A 24,888-nucleotide genomic window follows, 5' to 3' on the forward strand; every position below is an offset into this window, starting at 1 on the left:
CTTCACTTGTGGCCACACCGACGCCATGCCGGTCAAGATCGCGAGCTCGTCGCCGATGGCTCGGTGTTGGTGTGCAGCAGGACGGGCGGGGCGGCGTACCGGGTCAGGTGGATGGTGAGGGTGCCGCAGGGGCAGCGCAGGTAGAGGACTCGGCCGAGGGATGTGGGGTGGGTGGAGAGGATCTCCGGCTGGATCGTGGAGTCGCAGGTGTCGCACGGGGTGGTGTGCATGGCTGGACCTCGTTCGGCCACGGAAGTAATTTAATTAGAGGCGAAGTTAGATTACATTGGGGCTTATGGCGAGAACCAGTCCTGCCGAGGTGACCGGTTATCGGAACGATGGGGTCGGTACGGCCGTGGCGCTGATCAATGCCGTGACCATCGGCGAGTCGCCAACGGACGCGGAGACGTTGGGTCCACTGCTGGCCTCGTTCAACTTCAAGGTGGACGTACTGCTGACTCCCGACGAGGTGGAGGCTCTAGCCGCCTGGGCGCGGGGGTTGCGGCCGGTGTTCGTTGAGGATGATCAGGAGCGGGCCATCGGGCTGCTCAATGAGTTGATGGTCGATGTGCCCATGCAGCCGCACATCTCCGATCACGGCCTCGGCCCCCACCTCCACTACGGCCGCCCCGGGGCCGGGCTGGTCGATCGGGTCAGGGCCAATACGGCGGTCGCGCTGGCGTTCGTGCTCTGTGAGTACGGTGGCAGCAGGCTTGGCGTGTGCGCGGACGCCGGGTGTGAGCGGGTCTATGCCGACATCTCACGCGGCCCGCGCCGCCGGTACTGCTCCAAGACCTGCCTGAACCGCAACACCGTCGCCGCCTACCGCGCCCGCCGGTCCGTGCCCCAGGGCGAAGGGCCGGTGTGATGCGACGGGCGGAGGCTCGACGCAGCCTGCTGATCCTCGCCGGATCGCTGTTACTCATGAAGTCCACCTGGTTCTCCGCGACCGCCGTGATTCCCCAGGTCAGAGAGGTGTGGCAGGTCGCGCCGGAGGCCGTGCCCTGGCTGACCATCGCCGTGCAGTGGGGGTTCATGGCGGGGGCGGTGCTGTCGGCGGTGTTCGTGGTGTCCGACGTGCTGCCGCCGATCCGGCTGATCTTCTTCAGTTCGGCCGGGGCCGCCGCCGCGAACCTGGCGCTGCTCCTGGCCGGCGACGCGCTGACCGGCGGCCTGGCCCGGTTCGCGACCGGCTTCTTCATCGCGGGCGTCTACCCGCCCTCGCTCAAGCTCATCTCTACCTGGTACCGCGACGGGCGCGGGGCCGCGATGGGGCTGCTGGTGGGCGCGCTGACCGTGAGTACGGGCGTACCGCACCTGGTCAACGGCCTGGGCGGACTGAACTGGCGTACCGTCATCGTGGCCACGTCCGCGCTGACGCTGGCCGGTGGGCTGATCACGCTGACCTTGATCAAGGAGGGCCCGTACCCGTTCCCGGTCGCGGTGTTGAACCTCCGCCAGGTCGGGCTGATCCTGCGTGACCGGGGCACCCGGCTGGCCATGATCGGCTACTTATGCCACATGTGGGAGCTTTACGCGATGTGGACCTGGTTCCTGCTGTTCTTCTCCGAGGCGCTGCGGGCGCAGGGAATGGCGGGATCGGTTCTGGCGGTGTACGTCACTTTCGCCACGTTCATCGCGGGCGGGCTGGGCAACTACACGGGCGGGCTGCTCGGCGACCGGATCGGACGTGAGCGGGCGGCGATCGTGATGATGGGCGTGTCGGCGTGCTGTGCCGCGTTCATCGGGCTGCTGATGGGGGCGCCGCTGTGGCTGCTCGTGCTCGTGGCGCTGGTGTGGGGGTACAGCGTGGTGGGCGACTCGTCGCAGTTCTCCACATTGGTCACCGAGCTGGCCGACCAGAGCTACGTGGGGACGGCACTGACCTTGCAGATGGCGGCCGGGTTCCTGCTGACCGGCGCGACCATCTGGCTCGTCCCGGCAATGGAACAGGCGGTGGGCTGGCGCTGGGCGTTCGCCGTACTCGCGCTCGGCCCGCTGGCGGGCATCATGGCCATGGTCCGCCTGATCCGCCACCGCCACCGCAGCGGCAACACGACCGTACCGCTGCCGGCGGACACCGCGACCTCCTGAGAGGTCACCTGCCCAGACTCAAGCCCCGGCGAAGTCCACGTGGCGAACCGGCGGGAGCGGGTCATCGGCGGGTTCATACCGTGGCCACCCCTCTGTGCCGCATTCGGCCGCATGGAGCGCACAGCGTACGTTCGCCAGGAAGAGCCTGATCGCGTCACGCGACGTGGATGCTTCGATCCCAAGCAAGATCGACATCTTTCGCTCTGCGAGGTTCGCCGTGACGTCGGGCTCCACTATCCCGGTGTCGATGGCCTGGAGCTTGAGCAACTCGTCGAAGACGCGATCAGTGAAGTCGTCGAACGCCTCGTCACTGTCTGCCTTGTCAGTGCAGACGAAGACCGCATCCAGTCTCAGGTAGTGCGTCATCTCTGCTCCTCACCAACAAGTCACTCGCTTCAACTGCCCGAGCAGGTGCCTCAGGCAGTTGGGATCTGACGGTGTGCTCGGCACCGTCTTCTTGCACTTACGGGCGCACTGGCAGTACATCTTGTAGTGACCGTTGCCACCGAGTGTGACGGTCCAGCCCTTACTCTCCGCTTCTCTGAGGACGGCCTCAAACTCCTTGATCTTGTGTCGAGGTCTGCCCACACGCCACCTTCAAGGCTAGAGTCTACGTTTTGGTCAGCCCTCCGGACAGACCGTCTCACCAGCACTTTGGCATGGGAGCCATCGCTTGATGTGGGCTTTGCCTTCGTTGGCCGGTTGACGGTCCGGCTTTGCGGTGTCATGCGAAGATTGCGACCTGGCCCGGCCTGCCCTGGTGTGGGTCGGCTCGGTGCTCGGACGGCCAGGCAGGGCTGAAGGCTGGATTTCCGGTATAGACCATTATTGTCCCAGCGCACGGTTATTTTCTGGGCCTTATAGCGAATGATGGGGATTAAGGGACAGGTGGGTGGGGCGGCGTTAGCATCGGCGCCATGCGTCTGGTGCGGAGTGCTCCTGTCGTGGTGATGGTCGTCGCGGGTGCCCTGGCGGTGGTGTCTGGGAGTCCGGCGGGGGCTCAAGAAACCACTGTGGCCGGGCGGGTCGTCGGGAACGGGACGGCGGGGAGTTGTACGTCGGAGGCCGTGGTGGCTGCGGTGGCGCGGGGTGGGCACATCACGTTCTCCTGTGGGCCCAGGCCGGTGACGATCGTGATGAAGGCCACCGCCAAAGTACGCAACACCAGCTCCCGGGTCGTGATCGACGGCGGCGGGAAAGTGACGCTCAGCGGTGCGGGTGTACGGCGGATTCTGTACATGAACACCTGCGACAAATCCCTCACCTGGACCACCTCGCACTGCAATGACCAGGCCACCCCGCGCCTCACCGTGCAGAACATCACCTTCACCCGGGGAAACGCCACCGGGCAGCGTAAGGACGGCGGCGGCGGAGGGGCGATCTTCGTGCGCGGCGGGCAGTTCAATGTGGTCAATTCGCGTTTCACGCACAATCGTTGCGACCCGACCGGGCCGGATCTCGGTGGCGCGGCGATCCGGGTGCTCGACCAATATCGCGACCGTCCGGTCAGCGTCGTGAAGGGCGTCTTCTCCGGCGGCGTCTGCGCCAATGGCGGGGCGCTGAGCGGCCTGCACGTCTCGTTCCTGATCAGGAACAGCGTGCTGACCGGGAACCGGGCGATCGGGTACGGCGCCAACCCGGCACAACGCGGCACTCCCGGTGGTGGCAGCGGCGGGGCCATCTACACCGACGGCGATCGGTTCACCGTGCGGCTGGTCAACACGCGCATCGAGAACAACTCCGCCAGGGAGGGCGGTGGCGCGATCTTCTTCGTCAGCAACGACCGTACCGGCACGCTCAGCATCGAACGCTCGACACTTCGGCGCAACCGAAGTGCCAGGTTCGAGACGACCGGATTTCCGGGGATCTTCTTCCTGGGCGCGGGCAAGCCGAAGGTGATCTCCTCGACCATCCGCTGAGGAATTCGAGCCTCAGGGACTCCAGACGACGAAGAGAAGGGCCAGAATTTCGTCGTCGGCGTCACGGGCCTCGAAACCGCGCAGGGTGTTATCCCATACCGGGAATGACAGCACATTCGCCCCGGAGGCCGGGTCCACCAGATCGTCGGTCCAGTTGCCCCGTCTGGAAAGGGCCTCCTCGGAAAGTAGTGACCGTTCGATCCTGAGTATCGCCTCGCTCTTGTTTCCCCAGTGCGGGAGTGTCGCGCGTTCGGCTCCCACGCTCCACAGGCAGGCGTAGTCGCGGAAGTACGGGCCGTCGTCGTAGCCCTCGTCGTCCCACTGCGCGTCGGCGAGCCGATCCGCCGGCAGCAGCGGTACGAGCGGCATGAACAGCGTGTTCACGTAGTAACGCGGGGGCCCGCCCGTGTCGGAGAGGTCGTAGCGGTCGGTGCCCGCATAGACCGGATACCTGCCCGGTGGCACTGCGTGATAGAACGTGCCGTCTTTGGTGAATTCGGGCGTGGACCAATTGACGTCGCCGTCGGTGACGAGGTCGCCGGCCCGGTCGATCCATTGCGGCGGCGGCCCGAACACGTCTTCCAGCTCCAGCTCCACCCAGGTCGTTCTGACGAATTCAGGAGCGAAAGCGTCCATATCCACGACGAGGACTCTCGCACATCGGCGTGCCGCCATCAACTCGACGGCGAACTTTAATATACCGATAAACCGCGCTAATGGCAGATCCAGTCAATCGCCGACCGGCCGCGAGCCGGGTTTCGGCGCCCTTGGCCGCCTGTCGTGGCCGAAGTCGGCATCCGGTGAAGTGCAGGCGATTTGGGGCGTGTCGCGAAGGTTGATGTGGCTTACGATCGGTTTGTACGTCTCGCAGGGCGCCTGGGGGGGAATGCCGGCGGGACCGATGGTGTTGTCCGGTATGTAGTTGAACGTTCAACTTTGGGAGGGGTCATGCCCGCCATCACCGCCGATACGTTGACGCTGCCCCGCGTCACCCAGGCCGGACCCGCCGAGCAGCGGGCGGTGCTGTCCGTGACCACGGCCCCGAGCGGGTTCGAGGGCGAGGGATTCCCGGTCCGCCGGGCGTTCGCCGGCGTGCCCACCGCCGCACTCGACCCCTTCCTGCACATGGACCAGATGGGCGAGATCGAGTACGCGCCCGGCGAGCCCAAGGGGACGCCCTGGCACCCGCACCGCGGGTTCGAGACCGTCACCTACATCATCGACGGGATCTTCGAGCACCAGGACTCCAACGGCGGCGGCGGGACGATCACCAACGGCGACACCCAGTGGATGACCGCGGGCGCGGGCATCCTGCACATCGAAAAGCCGCCGGAGCACCTGGTGGTGTCCGGCGGGCTGTTCCACGGCATCCAACTGTGGGTCAACCTGCCGCGCGCGAACAAGTTCAACGCGCCGCGCTACCAGGACATCCGCGGTGGCGAGACGGTACTGCTCTCCTCCTCGGACGGCGGCGCGCTGCTCCGGGTGATCGCCGGTGACGTCGCGGGGCACAGCGGCCCCGGCGCGACGTTCACGCCGATCACGCTGGTCCACGCGACCGTCAGCCCGGGAGCGGTGCTCGACCTGCCGTGGAACCGGGAGTTCAACGCCCTCGCGTACGTCCTGGCCGGTCAGGGCGGCGTCGGCAGCGAGCGGCGGCCGGTGGGCAAGGGCCGGCTGGCGGTGTTCGGGCCGGGCCAGGGGCTGACCGTGGCGGCCGACACCAAGCAGCCCACGGCCGAGCCCAACCTGGAGGTACTGCTGCTCGGCGGCCGGCCGATCAAGGAGCCGGTGGCGCAGTACGGCCCGTTCGTGATGAACACCAGGGCCGAACTCGTCCAGGCCATGGAGGACTACCAGGCCGGCCGGCTCGGCGTCATTCCGGCCCAGCACATGCCGCACACCGGCCGCTGACCTGTGGCTACTACGTATCGTCGTAATTAGGTAGCGTGTAGTGAGCATCCTGCGATAGTCATTGTCCCGTCGATCCGGCGGTCAGGCGGGCGGGGCATGCGAAACGACGAGGCCCGGGAACAGGTCCGGCAGGGAGCACGCGCGTGGGTCGCCCGGTTGCGGGCGCGATCCGCGGAGGAAGCGGCGCGGGCGATGCCGCGCGTGCTGCTGACCGGCCTGTGCGCCGGGACGCTCGCGCCCGTGGCGGTTGCGGGGCTGGAGCTGCCCGCCGTACTCGCCGCCGCGGGCGTCGTCGGCGGCGTGGGCGTCAACCTGCTCACCGAGGTCGTCAGCCGGGCGCTCACGGCGGCCCGCGAACGCAACCGCGGCGAACCGCCGACCACCGAGCAGGTGGAAACCGAGCTGGCCGCCGAGCTGGACAAGGCGTTGCGGGCGGGCGACCAGGGCGCCGGGGAGCTGGCCTCGGCACTGTCCCGGTTGCTGAGCGGATACGGGGCCGCGCAGGAGGCCCTCGCGGCGGCGGTGGAGCTCGGCGACCGGCGGTTGCTCGACGAACTTGTGCACGGCTTCGCCGCGGTGGGCGCGGAGCTGGCCGAGTTCGCGCCGCTGTTCGACGAGTTGCGGAACGCGTCCTGGGACATCCAGGAGATCCTGCGCCGCCAGGACGTCGAGCACCACCGTGACCGCCGCCTCGCCCAGGAGCAGTCGGCGATGCTGGCCGAAGCGCTCCGGCGGCTGAACGCGCTCTCTGTACGTCTCACGGCGCACTCGCCAGGAGAAGCGCCTCCCACCTGGATCAACGGGTCCCCGTACCAGGGTCTGGCGCCGTTCGGCATGGCCGAGACCGCGATCTTCTACGGGCGGGGGGAGGCCACCAGGCGGCTGGTGGAGCTGGTCGCCAAGCAGGTCATAAAAGAGCCCGAGCCGGTGGAGCCGGTCGTCGACCAGGTCAAGAACGAGCCTGGGCTGGTGGTGGTGACCGGGGCTTCGGGGGCGGGTAAGTCCTCCCTGCTGGGGGCCGGGCTGCGGGCGGAGTTCACCTTCGGGCGGGTGGAGGGCCTGCCGTCGGTATCGTCATGGCCCCAGCTGGAGCTGACGCCGGGAGACGACCCGCTGCGGGCGCTGGCCGTGCAACTCGCGGCCGAGTGCGCGGCGGACGCCGACACCCTGCTTCGCGACCTACGCCGCGACCCTGCCACCGCAGCCGCGCGGGCGCGCGACATCCTTGCGATCGGTTCCCCAGGGCAGCGGCGTGACGGCCCGCGGCGGGTGCTCGTGGTGGTCGATCAGTTCGAGGAGGTGTTCACCCTCCTGCGCGAGGACCGGCGCGGCGACCGAAAGCTGTTCCTGGACGCGTTGCAGGCGATCGCCACGTCGCCCGGTGCGGCGGACGGCGAACCGGCGGGCGTGGTGGTGATCGCGGTGCGCGGCGACTTCATGGACCGGTGCGCCGCCTACCCCGAGCTGGCAACGGCCCTGGAAAAACGAATGTTCGTGCTGGGCCCGATGGACGGCGACGAACTGACGCGGGCCATCACCGGCCCGGCGGCGGCGGCCGGGCTGCTGGTCGAGGACGGCCTGCCCGAGCAGGTCGTGCGCGAGCTGGCCGGATACACCCGCGACACGCCGGGGGCCGGGGCGCTGCCGCTGCTGTCGCTGGCCATGCGCCGTACCTGGGACAACTGCGAGAACGGCCGGCTGACCCGGCAGGACTACGACCGGGCCGGTGGCGTGTGCAGGGCGGTGGAGGCCGAGGCGGAGGGGGTCTACCGAAGATTCACCGAGAAACGGCGGGAGATCGCCAAACGGATCCTCCTGCTGCTGGCCGCCCAGGTCTCGGAGACGGACGTGGCGCGGCAGCGCGTGTCGTACCGCACGCTGGTGGACGCCTGCGGCCCGGAGCACCGGTCCGACGTGGAACACGTGCTGGGCGCGTTCACCGGGAAGCGGCTGATGGTGACCGGTCACACCGGTCCGGCGGAGGCAGGGCGGGCGGTCGAGCTGGCCCACGACGTGCTGCTCACCGCCTGGCCACGGCTGGTGCGCTGGCTCGGCGAAGACCGCGCCGAGCGGGCGTTGCACAACAAACTGGTCCACGACGCGCAGGAGTGGGAACGCGACAAGCGCCATGCCTCCTACCTCTATCAGGGCGTGCGGCTCGACACCGCCCGCGAGGCGCGGGCACGCTGGCAGGCCGACCCCGGCCGTTATCCAGCTCTTCCCCCGTTCACGATGGACTTCCTGGAGGCCGGTGAGCGGGCGGCGGTGCGTAATCAGCGCCTGCGGCGAGGGGCGTACACCGCCTTGGCGGGCCTGATCGTGCTGGTGCTGACCGCGGCGACCGCAGCCCTCCGTTTCGGTCTGGAGAGCGACCACCAGCGCAAACAAGCGCTGTCGCGGCATCTCTCCCTGCTCAGTGAGCAGTCGGCCCGTGATCCGGCCACCTCCGCGCGACTGGCGGCGGCGGCCTGGCAGTTCGCGCGCACCGACGAGGCCCGCGTCGGGCTGGCCGATGTGCTCGGCCGACCCAGCCGTGCCACCTTCATCAGCTCCGACAACCTCCTCTCGGCGACCTTCAGCCCTGACGGCAAGACCCTGGCGGCCACCGGCAAGAACGCCACGATCCAGTTGTGGGACGTGGCGAGCCGGCGTCCGATCGCGATCCTCAAGGGTCATACGGCGCCGGTGTGGTCGGTGGTCTTCAGTCCGGACGGCCGGATGCTGGCGAGTGGCGGGGATGACAAGACGCTGCGGCTGTGGGATGTGGCGGGCCGCCGTTCGGCAGCGGTTCTCAAGGGGCACACCGGCAGTGTCTTCTCGGTGGTTTACAGTCCGGACGGCAGGACGCTGGCCAGCGCGTCCGCCGACAAGACGGCCCGGTTGTGGGATGTGGCGGGCCGCCGTTCGACAGCGGTCCTCAAGGGCCACACCGACACAGTTAGTTCGGTCGCGTTCAGCCCGGACGGCACGACCCTGGCCAGCGGCGGCTTCGATGACAAGGTGCGGCTGTGGAGCCTCGCCGCTCTCCGTCAGACCGATGTGTTCGCCGGCCATACCGGCGGCGTCTGGTCGGTGGCGTTCAATCCCGATGGCAGAACCCTGGCCAGCGGGTCGGCCGACAAGACCGTGCTGCTCTGGGACCTCGCCAAGCGCAAAACCGTCGCCGAATACATCGGTCACACGCACATCGTGCACTCCGTCGCGTTCAGCCGCGACGGCAAGGTCATGGCCAGCGGCGGGGGCGAGGGAAAGGTGCGGGTGTGGGACACGGCGACTCGCAGCCTGCTCGGGGCCCCCATGGAGGTTCACAATGACATGGTGCTCTCGGTGGCGTTCAGCCCCGATGGCCGTACGCTGGCCACCGCCTCCCGCGACGACACCGCCCGGCTGTGGGACATCGGGGTCGGACGGCCCTGGGGGCCTCCGCTCAGCGGGCACACCGGAGAAGTGTGGGCCGTCGCCTACAGCCCGGAGGGGCGCGTCCTGGCCAGTGGTTCGGCCGACGGGACGATAAGACTGTGGGACGCCGCAACGCGGGAGCCGATCGGCGACCCGCTCACCGGCCACGGCGAGCAGGTGATGTCGCTGGCATTCAGCCCCGACGGGCGGATTCTGGCGAGTTCCGGGTTCGATGACACGGTACGGCTATGGGACCCGGCCGGCGGTCGGCAGATCGGCGTACTCACCGGCCATACCCACAACGTGCTGCATCTGGCGTTCACGCCCGACGGCCGCGCGCTGGCCAGCGCCGCCGACGACAGCACGGTCAGGCTGTGGGACGTGGCCACCCACCGGCAGACCGCCGTGCTCACCGACCACAAGGCCGGGGTCCAGACGGTCGCGTTCAGCCCGGACGGGCGGACGCTGGCCAGTGGGGCCGCCGACGGGACGACGCGACTGTGGGACATGACGGCCCGCCGCCCCACCGGCGTCCCGCTTGACGACCGCACCGACGGTGCCGTGTGGTCGGTCGCCTTCGCCCCCGACGGCCGCACGCTCGCCCGCGCGGCGGCCGACGGGACCACACGTCTGTGGGACGTGGCCACCCGCCGTCCGATCGGCATACCGATGAGCCACAGCAACGACGTGCTGTACCTGGCCTTCAACCCCGCCGGTGACGTTTTGGCGACCGCGAGTGGTGACGCGACCGTCCGGCTCTGGGACGTGAAGATCCAGCGGCAGATCGGCGACGCGCTCGCCGGGCATCACGAGAGCGTGCTCAAGATGGCGTTCAGCCCGGACGGTACGACCCTGGCCACCGGCGGTTTCGACGCGACCCTGCGGCTGTGGCGGTTGAGCCGGACCGCCGACCCGCTTGCGGACGTCTGCGCGATCGCCCACCGCCCTTTCACCAGGGAGGAGTGGACACATCTTCTGCCAGGGGAGGATTACCGCGCCATCTGCCCCTCCGCACTGTAGCCGGTGGCCGTTTAGCATTCGAGGTGTCGATCACCGGCCCCCGGGAGTGCAACGTGGCACAGTCCATTCCCCATGACCGTCCCGAGCAGCTCAAGCAGATCCAGAGCGGGCTCATGCCCGGCGAGCAGATCATCGCCGTCTACGACGCGATCGGCGCGGGGACAGGGTTTCTCGGGCTCACCAACCAGCGGGTCATCGTCCAGGACAAGTCGTTCGTGGGCAAGAAGATCGCGATCACCAGCATTCCGTACTCGAAGATCACGAGCGTGAGCGTGGTCAGTAACAAGTCGTGGGCGGGGTCGTTCTTCTCCTCCGGCTCGATCGCGCTCAATGTGGGCACGCACGTGTACGAGGTCGAGTTCCGGGGTGATGAGAAGAGCCACCACGTGCACAACGTGATCCTGCACTTCATCGCCCAGTCCTGACGCCCTGAGGGTCAGCTGCCGAAGGCGTGGGTGAGCGGCGGAAGTACGGCCTGCGCATCGGCCCCGGCGAACCAGAGGCCGATCATGAAGGCGGCGGTGGCCTCCAGCAGGTCGGCGCGGGCCAGGCCGCCGCCGTCCAACGGGTCGCAGCCGAGGTCGCGGACCAGCCGCCGGGTCAGTTCGGTCGCGGCCGGGTCGTCGCCGCAGACCGGTACGGCCAGTGCTCGCCCGCCGAACACCGGTGGCGTCATCCGCCACACGTTCTCGTGGCACAGGTTGAACGCCTTCACGACTCGCGCCCCCGGCGCGGCTTCGGCGATCTGCCGGGCGGCGGACGGTCCGCCTTCGTTCAGCAGTACGCCCTGATCGACCGGGTTGACACAGTCGATGACGGCCTTTCCGGCGAGTGCGGGGGCGGCGGTCCGGACCACGTCCAGGACGCCCTCGTAGCGGATCGCCACCAGTACGGCTTCGCCGAAGCCGGCCGCCTCGGTGAACGAGCCCGCCCCGGCGGCGGGCCCGATCCGCCGGGCGAGGGCCGCGGCCTTGCCCGCGTCCCTGCTCGACACCATGATCTCGTGCCCGGCCCTGGCCCACTGGCCGCCGAGGGCGTCGGCCATGCCGCCCGCGCCGAGAATGCCGATACGCATTTTGTCCTCCTCAGATGGGGTTCACTGGGGATGACGATAAGAAGCGTGATAGGCACCGATTGGTATGCGATGTGGGGGTAGCTTCAGATGCTTACCGGTCCCGCGACGGAGGCGCCCTTTCTTGCCGACTGCCGGGCTCGCCTGGCCTTCGAGCTGATGTCCAACACCTGGAGCGCGGTCACCGTCTGGGCGCTGCGGCACCGGCCGTACCGGCCGGGGGAACTGCGCGCGCGGATCGGCGGGATCAGCCCGAAGGTGCTGAACGAGACCTTGCGCCGCCTTGAGTACCACGGGCTGGTGGCCCGGACGGTCTACGCGGAGTCGCCGCCCCGGGTGGAGTACGCGCTGACCGGGCTCGGCCGCAGCCTGCTCGGGCCGATCGAGTCGTTCGGGCTGTGGGCGGAACGGCACGGTGACGCCGTGCTCGCGGCCCAGGCCGCCCACGAGGAGGCGCAGGCCGCCCATGAGGAGGCGCAGGCCGCCCATGAGGAGGCGCAGGCCGCCCATGAGGAACGGTACGGCTGAACGGGCGTGCCGGAGGGAGAAGCGGGTAGGCGTCCACATTCAGGGCTTATCGGCGGCGGCAGGCGCCTGAGGACAGAGCTTCAGGATTGAGGAGGAGCCGATGCTCGACCACCTGGTGTACGCCACACCGGATCTCGACGCGACGGTCGCCGAACTCGCCGACCGGCTCGGAGTACGCGCAGCCGAGGGCGGCAGGCACCTCGGGTACGGCACCCGCAACCGGCTGATCGGCCTGGGCGGGCGGCGGTACCTGGAGATCGTCGGGCCCGACCCGGAGCAACCGGCGCCGGCCGCGGGGCGGTGGTTCGGGGTGGACGCGCTGGCCGGGGCTTCGCTGACCACCTGGGCGGTGGCGGCGACCGACATCGAGGAGCAGGCGGGCAAGGCCAGGGCCGAGGGCTACGACCTGGGCGAGGTGCTGGAGATGAGCCGCGCGTCCGCGAACGGCGGCGCGATCCTCGAATGGCGGCTGACCCCGCCGCGCGCCGGGAGCATCGTGCCGTTCCTGATCCAGTGGGGGAGCACCGCCCACCCGGGCGCGTCGGGGCTCCCCCCGATACGGCTGGTGTCCTTCGCCGCCGGGCATCCCAACCCGGCGACGGTCCGCGACGACCTGGCCATGGTCGGCGTCGGCCTGGAGGTCTTCCCCAGCGCCCGCCCCATGCTGGTCGCCGTCGTCGAGGGCCGCCGCGGCCCGGTCCGCCTGGTGACCGCCTGAACCATCACGCCCGCCGGGCGTTTCGGGTATGGCGCCTTGGCCGTACGGCCGGGTCTGTCTGGTGACCGCTTGAACCATCACGTCCGTCGGGCGTTTCGGGTATGGCGGCCTTGGTTCCACGGTCGGGTCCGCCTGAGCCGTCGTACCCCGGGGGGCCGTCTCCGGTACGGCGGCTTTGGCTGTATGGCCGGGTTTGTCTGGTGACCGCCTGGGCCATCACGTCCGTCGGGCGTTTCGGGTGTGGCGGCCTTGGTTCCACGGTCGGGTCCGTCTGGTGATGGCCTGGGCCGCCGTGCCCCGGGGGGCCGTCTCCGGTACGGCGGCTTTGGCTGTATGGCCGGGTTTGTCTGGTGACCGCCTGGGCCATCATGCCCGCCGGGCGTTTGCGGTACGGCCGCGCTGTTCGCGCGGTCGCTGGCGCAGTCGGTCCGGGGTGGCGCGGCTGGTAGCACCGTCACGCCCGCGGGTTGAGGCCCGTTATGGGCGGTGTTCGGGGTGGTGTTCCTGCTGGTAGTCCTGCAAGGGGTCGGTGACCGGGTTGGGGGCGGCGTCGAGTTGGCGGGGCCCCGTGGTGGTTTCTGGGGCGGCGGCGTCGGCCACGGCCTCTTCGGCGGCGCGGGCGGCGCGGGCGGCCTCCGCCGCCGCTGCCGAGGCGGCCTCGGACGCCCCGCTGGTGGCGCTCTCGCGGGTCGCCTCTGACGGCGGAAGCGCCTGGGTGAACGCCTTGGACACGCCCTGCAACGCGGAGGTCACCTCACTCGGGATGACCCAGAACGTGTTGTTCTCCCCCTGCGCGAGCTGCGGCAGCACCTGGAGGTACTGGTAGGCGAGCAGCTTGGGGTCGGGGTCGTTGCGGTGGACGGCCTGGAAGACCTGGTCGATCGCCTGGGACTGCCCCTCGGCCTTCAGGATGGCGGCGGTGCGCTCACCTTCGGCGCGCAGGATGTTGCTCTGCTTCTCACCTTCGGCGGTGAGGATCTGGGACTGCCGCTGGCCTTCGGCGTTGAGGATGGCGGCGCGCTTGTCCCGCTCGGCGCGCATCTGCTTCTCCATCGCGTCCTTGATCGTCTTGGGCGGGTCGATCGCCTTGATCTCGACGCGGTTGACGCGGATGCCCCACTTGCCGGTGGCCTCGTCCAGCACCCCGCGGAGCTGGCTGTTGATGGTGTCGCGGGAGGTGAGCGTGCTCTCCAGGTCCATCGAGCCGATGACGTTACGCAGCGTCGTGACGGTGAGCTGCTCGATCGCCTGGATGTAGTTGGCGATCTCGTAGGCTGCCGCCCTGGGGTCGGTGACCTGGAAGTAGAGCACGGTGTCGATCTCGACGACCAGGTTGTCCTCGGTGATCACCGGCTGCGGGCGGAAGGACACCACCTGCTCGCGCAGGTCGATCATCGGATAGACCCGGTCGATGTAAGGGATCACGAAGTTCATGCCGGGCTTCAGCGTGCGGCTGTAGCGGCCGAGCCGTTCGACGTTCCTCGCCCGGGCCTGCGGCACGATGCGCACCGACTTGAGCACCGTGATCACGACGAAGAAGACGATGACGGCGCCGACTATGAGCAGGGGATCCATGTGTTCACTCCCGCGGATATACGAGGGCCGTGGCGCCCTCGATCTTCAATACGTCTACGGTCGCGCCCTCCGGGATGACGAGGGTTTCGTCATAGGCGCGGGCCGACCATTCCTCTCCGCCGATCTGTACCCGTCCGGTACGCCCGGTGACCTCGGTGACGACGTACGCGGTCTGCCCCACCAGGGCCTCGACCCCGAAGCGCTGGGACGGGGGAGGCTGGCGCAGGTGGCGGGCGACGATCGGGCGGACCAGCACCAGCCCGGCGGCGCTGGCCAGAGTGAACACCACGAGCTGGAGGGGAACGGGCAGGCCCAGCGCGGCGGCGATGGTGGTGATCAGGGCGGCGCCCCCGAGCAGCCCGAGCGCGGCCGTCAGCGTGAAGATCTCGGCGACGCCCAGGACCACGGCGAGGATCAACCAGATGACCCAGTCGTCCATGCTTCGGCCCTCCTATGGGGATAACGCGCGGCGCCGCGCAAAGGTTCCCCGGGCGTCTACCGTAACCCTGGTGGCACAGGCGATGGAACGATTGTGATCAGCCCGTCATATGCCGTTCATCAGGCGTCCCGCGAGGGCAGGATCGTTCCGGACACCTCGCCCAAGGAGATCCGCCCCCCGTCCGCCCCGGGAGCGGTCGCGGTGATCGTCACCGTGTCGCCGTCCTCCAGGAAGGTCCGCGTCTCGCCGCCGGGCAGCTTGATCGGCTCGGCGCCGTTCCAGGTGAGTTCGAGCAGCGAGCCGCGCTGCCCCGGCTCCTGGCCGGACACCGTGCCGCTGGCGAACAGGTCGCCGGTGCGCAGCGAGGCCCCGTTGACGGTCAGGTGGGCGAGCATCTGGTCCGGGGTCCAGTACATCTCCCGGTACGGCGGGCGCGCGACCGGCTCGCCGTTCAGCTCGACGACCAGCGCGAGGTCCAGCCCCCAGGGGTCCGACCGGCGCAGGTAATCCACAGGCTGTGGATCCTGCTCCCGCCCCGGCACCCGCGCCGCTTCCAGCGCCGCGAGCGGCGTCACCCACGGCGAGATCGACGTGGCGAACGACTTGCCCAGGAACGGCCCCAGCGGCACGTACTCCCACGCCTGGATGTCCCTGGCGCTCCAGTCGTTGAGCAGCGTGACGCCGAAGACGTGGTCGGCGAACGCCCCGGCGGGCGTGCCGAACGCGCTCGGCGCGCCCACCACGTACCCGAGTTCGGCCTCGATGTCGAGCTTGGCCGTCGGGCCGACGTCACCGGCCTTGCGCTGCCCGTTGGGCCGGGTCACCGGGGTGCCGGACACCACGACCGTGCCGGCCCGCCCGTGGTAGCCGACCGGCAGGTGCCGCCAGTTGGGCTTCAGCGGCTCCTGGTCGGGGCGGAACATCCGGCCGACGTTGGAGGCGTGCTCCAGCGAGCAGTAGAAGTCGACGTAGTCGGAGACCTCCACCGGCAGCAGCATGGTGACCTGGTGCAACGGGATCAGGTGCCGGTCCTCGCCGGCGGCCAGCAGGTCGCGCACCCGCCCGCGGGTGTCGTCCCAGAAGGCGCGCCCGCGCGCCAGGAACGCGTTGAGGCTGCCCGCCGCGAACACCTCCTGGCCGATGTCGCCCAGCGCCGCCGCCAGGTCCAGGACGTGATCGCCGAATCTGACGCCCGCCCGCGGCGGCTCGCCGCTGGGGGCGAACACCCCGTAGGGCAGGTTGTCCAGGCCGAAGCCGGGCGTCGGGATGGTCACCGAGGCTCCTTCGCGCGTGTGGTACCGGGGATCAGGCCGAGTTCGGCCAGGTCGTCAAGGGGGGCGGAGGTGGAGCACGAGCCGTAGGAGACGAGCAGCGCCCTGGTCCGCTCGGCGGTCTCCTCCGTCGTCGCCTGCGCCAGGGCGACGAGTTCGGCGGGGTCGCCCAGCTCCAGGACCGGCACCGGATCGCGGCCCTCGACGGCGGCGCTCACCGCGAGCACCAGGTTGAGGAACCCGTGCCGGTACACGCCGAAGGACGGGTCGGGGTGGCGTACCGCGTGGTGCAGCCCGGCGGTCGCCTTGAACGGGATGCCGTCGCGGACGCAGTGCCGGATGAACGCGCCCAGCTCGTGCGTGCTCGGGAACGCCTCGGGCGTCAGGCCGCCGCAGCGGACCTTCAGCCCGACCCCGGCGGTCACCTGGGCGGGCGGCGAGCCCGCCGGGACCTCGACGAACAGCCGGGCGTCCGGCGGCAGCCAGGGCACCAGCCGCTCACCGCGCGGGCCGGGCACCAGCGCGCCCGAGGGCATCTTCAGCTCCACGAGCTCCACCGTCAGGCCGTCCAGGTCGGGCGGCTGGTCGGTGTCCATGATCAGGCCGAGCCGGATGTCCCCGGGTTCGTGCCGCAGCAGGTCGGGCACCCGGCTGGCCGGGCACAGGAACCGGTGGGTGAGCACCGGGCTGCCGGCCGCCTGGTCGGCCTGGTGCCTGGCCAGGGCGTCGCGCATGGGCAGCGAGGTGGGGGGGAACAGTCCGGCGTCGTCCACCAGATCCGTAAAGAGCCGGTTCATCCCGTACTCCAACATGTCGTCAACGGGCCCAAGTCCAAGCGTAGGCCGAATCCTCACAGGCCAGCGCGGCGGGGCCGAGATCCAGCGGGCGGAAGGTGTCGATCATCACGGCCAGCTCGCTGGTGGTGCTGACCCCGCGGGACACCGCCTCGACGACCGCCTCGACCGCGCCCGGCTGCGGGCCGTGCGTGAACCCGGCCGGGTGCAGCGAGATGGACCCGACGTCGATGCCGGAGCCCTTGCGGGCACTGTAGTCGCCGCCCACGTAGAACATGAACTCGTCGGAGTCCACGTTGTGGTGGTTGTAGGGGATCGGTACCGCCTCGGGGTGGAAGTCCAGCGGGCGCGGGCAGAACGAGCAGATCACGAACCCCGGGCCCTCGAACGTCTGGTGGACCGGCGGCGGCGCGTGCGTCCGCTTCACGATCGGCTCGAAGTCGGCGATGTTGAACGCGTACGGGTACAGGTAGCCGTCCCAGCCCACCACGTCGAACGGGTGGTTCTTGTAGGTGAGCCGGGTCAGCCCGCCCCGGGTGCGGACCAGCACCGGCACGTCCGTGCCGTCCCGCTGGAGCGGCTCGGCGGGCGCGCGCAGGTCGCGCTCGCTGTAGGGGGCGTGCTCCAGGAACTGCCCGTACTGCGACAGGTAGCGCTTGGGCGGGCGGATGTGCCCGGCGGCCTGTACGGCGAGCACCGTCACCGGCTCGCCCGCGGGGACCCACCGGTGGATGGTGCCGGTCGGGATCACCAGGTAGTCGCCGGGACCCGCGTCGATCGCCCCGTAGGTGGTCTCCAGCCGGACCTGGCCGCTCTGGACATAGACGCACTCGTCGCCCATGGAGTTGCGGTACAGCTCGCTCGCGCTGCGCGCCGAAGCGTACGAAATGCGGACATCCCCATTGCCCGCCAGCAGATGCCGGCCGGTGACGAGGTCGCCGGTCTCGGGGAGTTCGGTGGTGCGGAAGTGGCGCGGCGACAGCGGCAGGTTGGGCGCCAGCCCGGTGCGCGGCTCCTCGGCGACCGCCTCGGACTTGAGGATCGCGGTGGGCAGATGCCGGTGGTAGAGCAGCGAGGAGTCGGAGGAGAAGCCCTCCTCGCCCATCAGCTCCTCGGCGTACAGGCCGCCGTCCGGCCGCCTGAACTGGACATGGCGCTTACGTGGTACCTCGCCGACGACTCGGTAATACGGCATGCCTGTCAACTCCGGGCTCGTCCGTTTATCGGACACGTATGTCCTATATACGTACGACCCTCTGATGTTGGCAAAGGATTGTCAAGCGAGCGCCCGGGACAGATCCTCGGCGGCGGCCAGTACCCGCGGCCCGGCCACGGCGGAGTCCAGCGGCCCGAACGTGACCACCCCGACCGACGCCTCCAGCCCCGGCGGCCCGCTCAGCGGCGCGGCCAGGCCGCGCGCCCCCTCCTGGAGCTGGCCCTCGGTGACCTGGTAGCCGCCCCGGCCCTCGCGCAGCGCCAGGATCGCCAGCCCGGCCGCGCCGCTGGTCAGCGGATGCCGCGCGCCCTCCCGGTAGGCCACGTGCATGTCGGTCCAGGACGGCTCCACCACCGCCACGGCCAGCCCGTCGTCCCCCTCGGCCACGGTCAGGTGCGCGGTCGCGCCCGCGCCCTCGGCCAGGGCGCGCAGCGTGGGCAGCGCCGCCGCGCGCAGCAGCGGGTGCACCGCCCGCGCCAGCGCCAGCACGCCGAACCCCAGATGCACCCGGCCGCGCCCGTCGCGGCGGGCGAACCCCTCGCTCTGCAACGTGGTCAGCAGCCGGTAGAACACCGGGCGGCTCAGCCCGAGCGCGCCGGCCAGCTCCGAGGGCGTGCGCCCGCCGTGCCCGTCCGCGAGCAGCCGCAACAGCCGTAGCCCGCGTTCCATGGTCTGTGACGACTCCGCCATTGTTCGATTATGGAAGGCATGAGGTCGGCAGTGGTGGTAGGGGCGGGCATCTGGGGCGCGTCGGTGGCGCTGGCCCTGGCCGAGGACGGATGGCGGGTCACCCTGGTCGAGCGGCATCAGCCGGGGCATCTGCGGCAGGCCAGCGCGGGGGAGACCCGGCTGCTGCGCTGTTCGCACGGTGACGACGAGTGGTACGCGAAGCTGGCCCGGCGGGCCAGGGACGGCTGGCGGGAGCTGTCCCGCCGGGCCGGGGAGGAGCTGTACACCGAGTCGGGGGTGGTGTGGTTCGCCCGGCGGGCGGACGGCTGGGAACGGCGGAGCGCGGCCGTCCTCGCCGGGCTGGACATCCCGCACGAGATCTGGGAGCCGGACCGGGCCGCCCACATGTTCCCCGGCTTCCGCGGCGATGACCTGACGTTCGCGCTGTGGGAGCCGCTGGCCGGGGTGCTGCGGGCGCGGCGTGCCGTCCAGGTCACGGCGGGGCTGGCGCTGGACGCGGGCGTGCGGCTGGTACGCGGGCGGGCCGAGCCGTACGGCGGGGCCGCGGTCCGCGTCGGCGAGGAGGTGATCCGGGCCGACCGGGTGGTGTGGGCGGTCGGCGCCTGGCTGCCGGAGGTGTTCCCCGAGGTCGCCCGGCGGACCGGGCTCATGGTGACCCGGCAGGACACCCTGCACTTCGCCGCGCCCGCCGAATGGGCGCTGCCGCCGGTGCCCGCCTGGGTGGACTACGACGGCTCGATGTACGGGCACGGGGATCTCGGCGGGGCCGGGATGAAGGTCACCTCCGACGAGGAGGGCCCGCCGTACGAGCCGGAGGACGGCGACCGGCGGGTGTCCGCGCGCGGCGAGCAGGTCGCCCGCGCCTACCTGGAACGCCGCTTCCCCGCGCTGGCCGGGGCGAACGTGCTGCTCGGCCAGGTGTGCCAGTACGGGCTCACCCCGGACGCCGAGTGGATCATCGCCGAGGTCGCCGAGCGCACCTGGGTGCTGGGCGGGGATTCCGGGCACGGCTTCAAGCACGCCCCGGCGCTCGCCGCGTACATCCTGGCGGTGCTGAACGGCGAGCGCACCCCGGAGCCCCGCTTCGGCCTGCACGGACGTGCGCCGGCCCGGGGCCTGCGGACCAGTGGGAGCACCGATCTGTCATCTGGAGTTAAGGGCGATCTTGACTCTTAGGTCTGGCTAGCCGGGTTACGGATGGGTAAGGTTTCTGGCGATCTCCGTTCCGGCGACCGCGCCGGTTCTGTAGCCCCCCGGGGAGCTAAACAAATGCGATGGAACCTCCGCAGGACGCTCGCCCTGGGGGCGGCCGTCACGCTGATCGGCGTGGGCCTGCCCAGTGCGGCGTATTCGGAGCGCGACCCGAACCTGTGCAAGGAGCTGTACGGCCCCAGCGCACCGGACTACATGGTCTGTGACAACATGACCGCGCCCGAGGACGTCCTGGACGTCGTCAACTTCTGGCTGAAGGACGACGGCAAGAACCTCAAGGACGCCGAACCGAACCCGCCCAACGTCGCCGACTGCTCCGAGCCGGGCGCGGTCTGCCCCGACGACGGCGAGGGCGACGGCACGCCGCGCGGTGACGGCGACCCCGCGCCCGACGACTACAAGGAGCCCGAGGGCAAGCCGGAGTGCGACACCCCGGGCTCGATCTGCTCCATCGACGGCACCCCGGTGGACGCCCGCAAGCTCGCGGTCGGCGCGGCCGACGTCCAGGGCGCCGCGCAGACCGCCGAGGGCCGCGCGGTGACCTCCGCCAAGGACGCCGGGCTGCGGGTGTGGATCGACACCGAGCTGGCCGACGACTGGAAGGCCGGGGCCGAGCAGTTCGCCGCCGCCGTCAAGCGGGTCGGCGCGCTCGCCGCCCAGCCGGGCGTGCAGGGCATCAGGTTCACCTCCCAGCTCGGCTACAACCAGACGTTCACCGACGCCGGCCAGATCACGAAGTTCGTCACGGCCACGTCGGCGGCGCTGCGGATCGCCGCGCCCGGCAAGAAGCTCGCCGCGCACACGCTGGTGCCCGAGCTGGGCTGCGGGGCCGACGAGACCTGCAAGCAGGCGATGGCGAAGAAGTACCCGCTGCTCACGCCGGACAAGGTCGAGTCGTACCTGACCACCGGCGCGGTGGACCACCTCGCGCTGGACAGCGGCCTGATGCGCGGCGAGTACGCCCCCTACAAGCTGGACGCCAAGCGGGCGCTGCGCAACCAGTGGGTGCAGGTCAGGGCGCGGGCGTGGGACACCTACCTGCACATCGCGGCCGAGGACGCGTCGTTCGCCGGGGCGGGCGCCTCCAAGCTCACCGCGCAGCAGACCACCGGCGTGATCGCCGAGCGGGTCAGCCAGGCGATCATGGACGGCGCGGCCGAGACGGTCAACCTGTGGAGCCGCTGGCAGGACGACCAGGGTCAGGTCTACCGGATCATGGGCGAGAAGCACTCCGGCAGCGCGAGCTGGGACCAGCTCACCAAGCTGGACGAGATCCGTCCCCGGCTGGCGACCCTCTATAACCCGGGCGCGCCCGAGGTCGATCCCGCGGCCGACCTGAAGAAGCTGTCCGAGGCGTTCGGCCAGGTCTTCGTGACCGTCGGCTGACACCTTTCGTGGAGAACGCCCCGGTTCGCCGGGGCGTTTTTCATTGGGCGCCCAGCGTGCGGGCGAGCACTCCGGCCAGCACGGAACGCGCGTCCGGCCCCGCCCGGTCGGCGGTCCGCCAGGCGATGAACCCGTCCGGCCGGACCAGCGTCGCCCCCTCGGGGGATGTACCGGACATCTCCGGCCAGCGGCCCTCCACGTCGGTCGCGTCGCCGCCGATGACGTGGCCGGTGAGCGGCAGGCCGCGGTCCCTGGCGACCTCGCAGGCCGCCCGCGCCCAGTCCCCGCCCTCGGACCCGGCCAGCAGCACCATCCCCCTGGCCCACAGGTCCACGGTGGACAGCCGCTCGCCGTCGATCTCCAGCCACACGTGCGGCACCCGGCTCCCCGGGCCGCCGCCCGGCCGCCGGGGGTCCTCCACCAGCGGCCCGCCGGTGCCCGGCTGCGGGTACCGGTACCCGAACAGCAGGCTGACCTCGTCCAGCAGTTCCGCCTCCGGCGTGCCGGCGGGATTCGCCCGGCCGAACCACGCCGTCCTGGTGGCTACTGCCTGGTTCATGGTGATCTCGGCGATCGGCCGCCGTTCGGTGTCGTAGGTGTCCAGGAGGGCGGGACCGGCCCAGCCGCGGCTCACGTACGCGAGCTTCCAGGCCAGGTTCGCCGCGTCGTGGATGCCGGTGTTGCCGCCGTAGGCCCCGGCCGGCGGCATGACGTGGGCGGCGTCGCCCACCAGGAACACCCGCCCGTCGGAGAACCGGTCGGCCACGGCCGCGGTCGTCTCCCAGGGCGTGACGTCGAGCACTTCGACGTCCAGGCCGGGGATGCCGGTGGCGGCCCTGGCCAGTTCCACGCAGCGCGCGGCGGGGAACAGGCCGGCGGCGTCGCCGTCCTGCGGCTTGTACCGGACGTGCAGCGAGATCCGGTCGCCGACCACCCGGACCATCCCCGAAAAGCCGGGATTGCGCACCTGGCCGATCACGAACCGCTTGCCGCGCAGCGTGTCGCCGAGGTCGGCCCGGACCATGATGGCGGCCACGTGCTCCAGTACGCCGGGACCGTGCCGGTCGATCTTGAGCCGGTCGCGGATCGGGCTGTCCGCCCCGTCGGCGGCCACCAGGTGCCCGGCCTCGATCTCGGTACGCGCCCCGGTCGCGCGGTCGGCCAGCACGGCGGTCACGCCATCGGGCTCGCCGGCGAACGCCACCAGTTCGGTACCGAACCGCAGATCCGCGCCCAGCGCCTCGGCGTGCTCGCGGAGCACCGGTTCGAGCACGTCCTGGGACAGGATCGCGTCGTTGGCCGGGCTCACGTCGGAGTAGTCGGCGTGCGCGCCCCGGGCGTTGGGCGGTTGTAGCCAGCGGTGGTTCGGGCTGGTCAGGCTCTCGGCCCAGAGCAGCCCGGTGCCGTCCAGCGCCCATGGACCGGCCGCGCGCACGGAGTCCTCCACCCCGGCGGCCCGGAACAGTTCCAGCGTCCTGGCGTTGTAGCCGGGCGTGCGCGGGTGGTTCGAGGTGCCGGGATGGCGTTCGACCAGCGTGACGTCCACCCCGTGGCGGCTCAGGAACAGCGCGGTGCACAGGCCGCTCAGGCTGCCGCCCACGACCAGCACCGGGGTCGTCGGCACGGACATGGGCCACCCCCTTGCGTCAGCGGAGGGCTCAATCGAGCTAACCATTTCCGGCTGAATCACCGGATCAACGAACCGGAAAGACTTTCTCCGGGTTCTCGGGTACGGAGAGGGATGTGGCGGACAAACTCGGCAGGTACCGCGGCAAGCGCGACCCCCGGCGCACGCCGGAGCCGGTGCCGGAACTGGCGCCGGAGGGCGGCGGGGACGACACGTTCGTGGTCCAGGAGCACCACGCCCGCGCCCTGCACTGGGACCTGCGGCTGGAACGGGACGGCGTGCTGGTCTCCTGGGCCGTCCCCAAGGGCCTGCCGGCCGACCCCCGGACCAATCATCTGGCCGTCCACACCGAGGACCACCCGATGGAGTACGCCTCGTTCGAGGGGGAGATACCGCAGGGCGAGTACGGCGGCGGGACCATGACGATCTGGGACCACGGCACGTACGTCACCGAGAAGTGGACCGACCGGGAGGTCAAGGTCGTGCTCTCCGGGGAGCGGGTCTCCGGGCGGTACGTGCTGTTCCACACCAAAGGCCGCAACTGGATGATCCACCGGATGGACCCGCCCGCCGCCGGATGGGAGCCGCCGCCGTCGCCGCTGGCCGCGATGCGCCCGGTCACGCGGACCCGGCTGCCCCGCGACCAGGGGGCACACGCGTACGAGTTCGCCTGGCCGGGGCGGCGGGCCTTCGCGTACGTGTCCGGCGGGCGGCTCACCCTGCGGTCCGGCGCGGACGACATCACCGCAGGCCACCGCTGGCTGCGGTCGCTCGGCGGCGAGCTGGGCAGCCGCGCGGTGGTGCTCGACGGCGAGATCGTCACCCTCCAGGGCGGCGAACTGTACGTCTGCTACGACCTCGTCTACGACGACGGCCGGTCACTGCTGGGCGAGCCGTGGTCGCGCCGCCGTAACTCGCTGGAGGCCCTTGCGGTGAACGGCCCGCGCTGGCAGACCGCGCCGGTCTGGCGCAGCGGCCCCCAGGACGTACGGCGGGCCGCCCGCGAGCAGGGCCTGCCCGGCGTCGTCGCCAAACGGCTGGACTCGCGCTATGAGCCCGGCGCGGAGTCGGCCGCCTGGGTGTACGTCCCGAGCTGAAACGTCAGCGGCTCACGCCGACGATGCGCCGGGCCTCCTCGACGTTCGCGATCGGGCGGCCGATCTGCTCGGCCATCTTGACCACGTTCTCCACCAGCTCGGCGTTGCTGCGCGAGGGCTCGCCGCCGGGCAGGTAGGGGTTGTCCTCCCAGCCGACGCGCACATGCCCGCCCATCGCGATGGCCAGCGGCAGCAACTGCCACTGCGCGACCGGGTCCATCACGCTGATGTTCCAGTTGGTGTCCGGCGGGAGGTGCTTGACCATGTACATGAGCGCGTCCGGGGTCGGCGGGGTCCACGCGCCGCCCTGCCAGCCGAAGAACAGCGTGGCCCAGACCGTGTCCTTCAGCAGGCCCTGCCGCCGGACGTACTCAAGGTTCCAGAACGCGCCGGTGTAGAAGCACTCGATCTCCGGCTTGACGCCGTTCGCCTCGGCCGCGGTGACGAACTCGACCAGCTCGTCGCGCGGGTGCAGGGAGTACATCTCGTTGGCCGGGTAGGCCGGGTCCGGCTGGAAGTACTCATCGTGCACGTTGAACGCGTACGACATCATGTCCGGGTTCAGGGACATCAGCTCCACCTTCTCCGGAAGACGGGCGCTGGCGATGCCGAACTGCATGATCGGGTCGGTGCCGACCGTCCGGATCTTGTCGGTGAGGTCCTTCCAGCCGGCAAAGTCGATCTTGGACAGCTTCTTGCCGTCCGCCTGGATCTCGTCCTCCAGATAGTGCACACCGTGGTGGTGGCACAACGTCGCACCCGCGTTCACCGAGTCGATGTACTCCTGGCCGACCTTGCCGGTGTCCTCGATCGGCGGCATGCCCTGGTAGCCGGGATAGGACATCGTGCTGTCCACCGTGACGGTGATGACGAGCGGGTCCATGAAATCTCCTTTGCGTGGGTATTAATGGGGGGCA

General features: G+C 70.4%; 23 protein-coding genes. 11 read left to right on the top strand and 12 right to left on the bottom strand.

The annotated features are described in order from the left end of the window. Positions 1–32: 32 nt before the first annotated feature. The gene (locus ACH34R_RS31550; protein WP_397565209.1) at positions 33–230 is read right to left on the bottom strand and encodes a hypothetical protein; all 198 of its coding nucleotides are present in this window, start codon (positions 228–230) and stop codon (positions 33–35) included. A gap of 65 nt (positions 231–295) precedes the next feature. Between ACH34R_RS31550 and ACH34R_RS31555 the strand changes: the two genes are divergently transcribed. Together ACH34R_RS31555 and ACH34R_RS31560 are read left to right on the top strand one after the other, a co-directional pair. After that, on the top strand, positions 296–868 hold the full coding sequence (locus ACH34R_RS31555) for a CGNR zinc finger domain-containing protein (protein ID WP_397565210.1): 573 nt from the start codon (positions 296–298) through the stop codon (positions 866–868). After that, positions 868–2,094: an MFS transporter gene (locus ACH34R_RS31560; protein WP_397565211.1), complete on the top strand. Its 1,227-nt coding sequence runs from the start codon at positions 868–870 to the stop codon at positions 2,092–2,094. The genes ACH34R_RS31555 and ACH34R_RS31560 overlap by 1 nt, the downstream gene beginning before the upstream one ends. Before the next feature lie 18 nt (positions 2,095–2,112). Here the strand turns inward: ACH34R_RS31560 and ACH34R_RS31565 are convergent, their stop codons facing one another. Continuing rightward, positions 2,113–2,460 carry a hypothetical protein gene (locus tag ACH34R_RS31565; protein ID WP_397565212.1) on the bottom strand — a complete coding sequence of 116 codons (348 nt, stop codon included), beginning with the start codon at positions 2,458–2,460 and terminating at the stop codon, positions 2,113–2,115. A 758-nt stretch (positions 2,461–3,218) separates the two neighbouring features. Between ACH34R_RS31565 and ACH34R_RS31570 the strand changes: the two genes are divergently transcribed. Beyond that, positions 3,219–4,013: a hypothetical protein gene (locus ACH34R_RS31570; protein WP_397565213.1), complete on the top strand. Its 795-nt coding sequence runs from the start codon at positions 3,219–3,221 to the stop codon at positions 4,011–4,013. Between the two features lie 12 nt (positions 4,014–4,025). On the opposite strand, the gene ACH34R_RS31575 is transcribed toward ACH34R_RS31570, so the two are convergent. Continuing rightward, entirely contained in the window at positions 4,026–4,649 is a 624-nt protein-coding gene (locus tag ACH34R_RS31575; RefSeq protein WP_397565214.1) for a hypothetical protein, read from the bottom strand. A gap of 312 nt (positions 4,650–4,961) precedes the next feature. Between ACH34R_RS31575 and ACH34R_RS31580 the strand changes: the two genes are divergently transcribed. The 3 genes from ACH34R_RS31580 to ACH34R_RS31590 all read left to right on the top strand — a co-directional run bounded on the left by ACH34R_RS31580 (position 4,962) and on the right by ACH34R_RS31590 (position 10,771). Beyond that, positions 4,962–5,927 carry a pirin family protein gene (locus ACH34R_RS31580; protein ID WP_397565215.1) on the top strand — a complete coding sequence of 322 codons (966 nt, stop codon included), beginning with the start codon at positions 4,962–4,964 and terminating at the stop codon, positions 5,925–5,927. A 96-nt stretch (positions 5,928–6,023) separates the two neighbouring features. Beyond that, positions 6,024–10,346 (top strand): NACHT and WD repeat domain-containing protein, encoded by a 4,323-nt coding sequence (locus ACH34R_RS31585; RefSeq protein ID WP_397565216.1) that lies wholly within the window; start codon positions 6,024–6,026, stop codon positions 10,344–10,346. Positions 10,347–10,399: 53 nt separating this feature from the next. After that, complete coding sequence (locus ACH34R_RS31590; protein ID WP_111168693.1) at positions 10,400–10,771, top strand: PH domain-containing protein; 372 nt, start codon at positions 10,400–10,402, stop codon at positions 10,769–10,771. Between the two features lie 11 nt (positions 10,772–10,782). Here the strand turns inward: ACH34R_RS31590 and ACH34R_RS31595 are convergent, their stop codons facing one another. Next, complete coding sequence (locus ACH34R_RS31595) at positions 10,783–11,421, bottom strand: NADPH-dependent F420 reductase (protein ID WP_397565217.1); 639 nt, start codon at positions 11,419–11,421, stop codon at positions 10,783–10,785. An 87-nt stretch (positions 11,422–11,508) separates the two neighbouring features. On the opposite strand from ACH34R_RS31595, the gene ACH34R_RS31600 reads away from it, so the two are divergent. Together ACH34R_RS31600 and ACH34R_RS31605 are read left to right on the top strand one after the other, a co-directional pair. Continuing rightward, positions 11,509–11,946 (top strand): winged helix-turn-helix transcriptional regulator, encoded by a 438-nt coding sequence (locus ACH34R_RS31600; protein WP_397565218.1) that lies wholly within the window; start codon positions 11,509–11,511, stop codon positions 11,944–11,946. A 100-nt stretch (positions 11,947–12,046) separates the two neighbouring features. Further along, positions 12,047–12,664 carry a VOC family protein gene (locus tag ACH34R_RS31605; RefSeq protein ID WP_397565219.1) on the top strand — a complete coding sequence of 206 codons (618 nt, stop codon included), beginning with the start codon at positions 12,047–12,049 and terminating at the stop codon, positions 12,662–12,664. A gap of 477 nt (positions 12,665–13,141) precedes the next feature. Here the strand turns inward: ACH34R_RS31605 and ACH34R_RS31610 are convergent, their stop codons facing one another. From ACH34R_RS31610 to ACH34R_RS31635, 6 genes are all read right to left on the bottom strand, one after another. Continuing rightward, positions 13,142–14,239: an SPFH domain-containing protein gene (locus ACH34R_RS31610; protein WP_397565220.1), complete on the bottom strand. Its 1,098-nt coding sequence runs from the start codon at positions 14,237–14,239 to the stop codon at positions 13,142–13,144. A 4-nt stretch (positions 14,240–14,243) separates the two neighbouring features. Next, a complete protein-coding gene (locus ACH34R_RS31615) occupies positions 14,244–14,678 on the bottom strand; it encodes an NfeD family protein (RefSeq protein ID WP_397565221.1) in 435 nt (144 codons plus the stop codon). A 119-nt stretch (positions 14,679–14,797) separates the two neighbouring features. Continuing rightward, positions 14,798–15,952, bottom strand: a complete 1,155-nt coding sequence (gene fahA / locus ACH34R_RS31620) for a fumarylacetoacetase (protein WP_397565222.1) — start codon at positions 15,950–15,952, stop codon at positions 14,798–14,800. After that, entirely contained in the window at positions 15,949–16,746 is a 798-nt protein-coding gene (locus ACH34R_RS31625) for a hypothetical protein (protein ID WP_397565223.1), read from the bottom strand. Before ACH34R_RS31625 ends, fahA begins: the two co-directional genes overlap by 4 nt. Positions 16,747–16,765: 19 nt before the next feature. Next, positions 16,766–17,938, bottom strand: coding sequence for a homogentisate 1,2-dioxygenase (locus ACH34R_RS31630; RefSeq protein ID WP_397565224.1), 1,173 nt, complete (start codon positions 17,936–17,938; stop codon positions 16,766–16,768). Positions 17,939–18,019: 81 nt separating this feature from the next. Continuing rightward, on the bottom strand, positions 18,020–18,649 hold the full coding sequence (locus ACH34R_RS31635; protein ID WP_397565225.1) for an IclR family transcriptional regulator: 630 nt from the start codon (positions 18,647–18,649) through the stop codon (positions 18,020–18,022). A gap of 18 nt (positions 18,650–18,667) precedes the next feature. Here ACH34R_RS31635 and ACH34R_RS31640 point away from each other — a divergent pair, with 18 nt between their 5' ends. After that, the gene (locus ACH34R_RS31640; RefSeq protein WP_397565226.1) at positions 18,668–19,825 is read left to right on the top strand and encodes an NAD(P)/FAD-dependent oxidoreductase; all 1,158 of its coding nucleotides are present in this window, start codon (positions 18,668–18,670) and stop codon (positions 19,823–19,825) included. Positions 19,826–19,918: 93 nt separating this feature from the next. After that, complete coding sequence (locus ACH34R_RS31645; protein ID WP_397565227.1) at positions 19,919–21,247, top strand: hypothetical protein; 1,329 nt, start codon at positions 19,919–19,921, stop codon at positions 21,245–21,247. A gap of 40 nt (positions 21,248–21,287) precedes the next feature. Here the strand turns inward: ACH34R_RS31645 and ACH34R_RS31650 are convergent, their stop codons facing one another. Next, complete coding sequence (locus ACH34R_RS31650; protein WP_397565228.1) at positions 21,288–22,877, bottom strand: FAD-dependent oxidoreductase; 1,590 nt, start codon at positions 22,875–22,877, stop codon at positions 21,288–21,290. Positions 22,878–22,990: 113 nt separating this feature from the next. On the opposite strand from ACH34R_RS31650, the gene ACH34R_RS31655 reads away from it, so the two are divergent. Next, positions 22,991–23,971: a DNA polymerase ligase N-terminal domain-containing protein gene (locus tag ACH34R_RS31655; protein WP_397565229.1), complete on the top strand. Its 981-nt coding sequence runs from the start codon at positions 22,991–22,993 to the stop codon at positions 23,969–23,971. 4 nt (positions 23,972–23,975) lie between these two features. On the opposite strand, the gene ACH34R_RS31660 is transcribed toward ACH34R_RS31655, so the two are convergent. After that, entirely contained in the window at positions 23,976–24,854 is an 879-nt protein-coding gene (locus ACH34R_RS31660) for a 3-keto-5-aminohexanoate cleavage protein (RefSeq protein WP_397565230.1), read from the bottom strand. Positions 24,855–24,888 lie beyond the last annotated feature (34 nt).

The sequence above is a fragment of the Spongiactinospora sp. 9N601 genome (assembly GCF_044326295.1).
GTDB classification, from domain to species: Bacteria; Actinomycetota; Actinomycetes; order Streptosporangiales; family Streptosporangiaceae; genus Spongiactinospora; species Spongiactinospora gelatinilytica.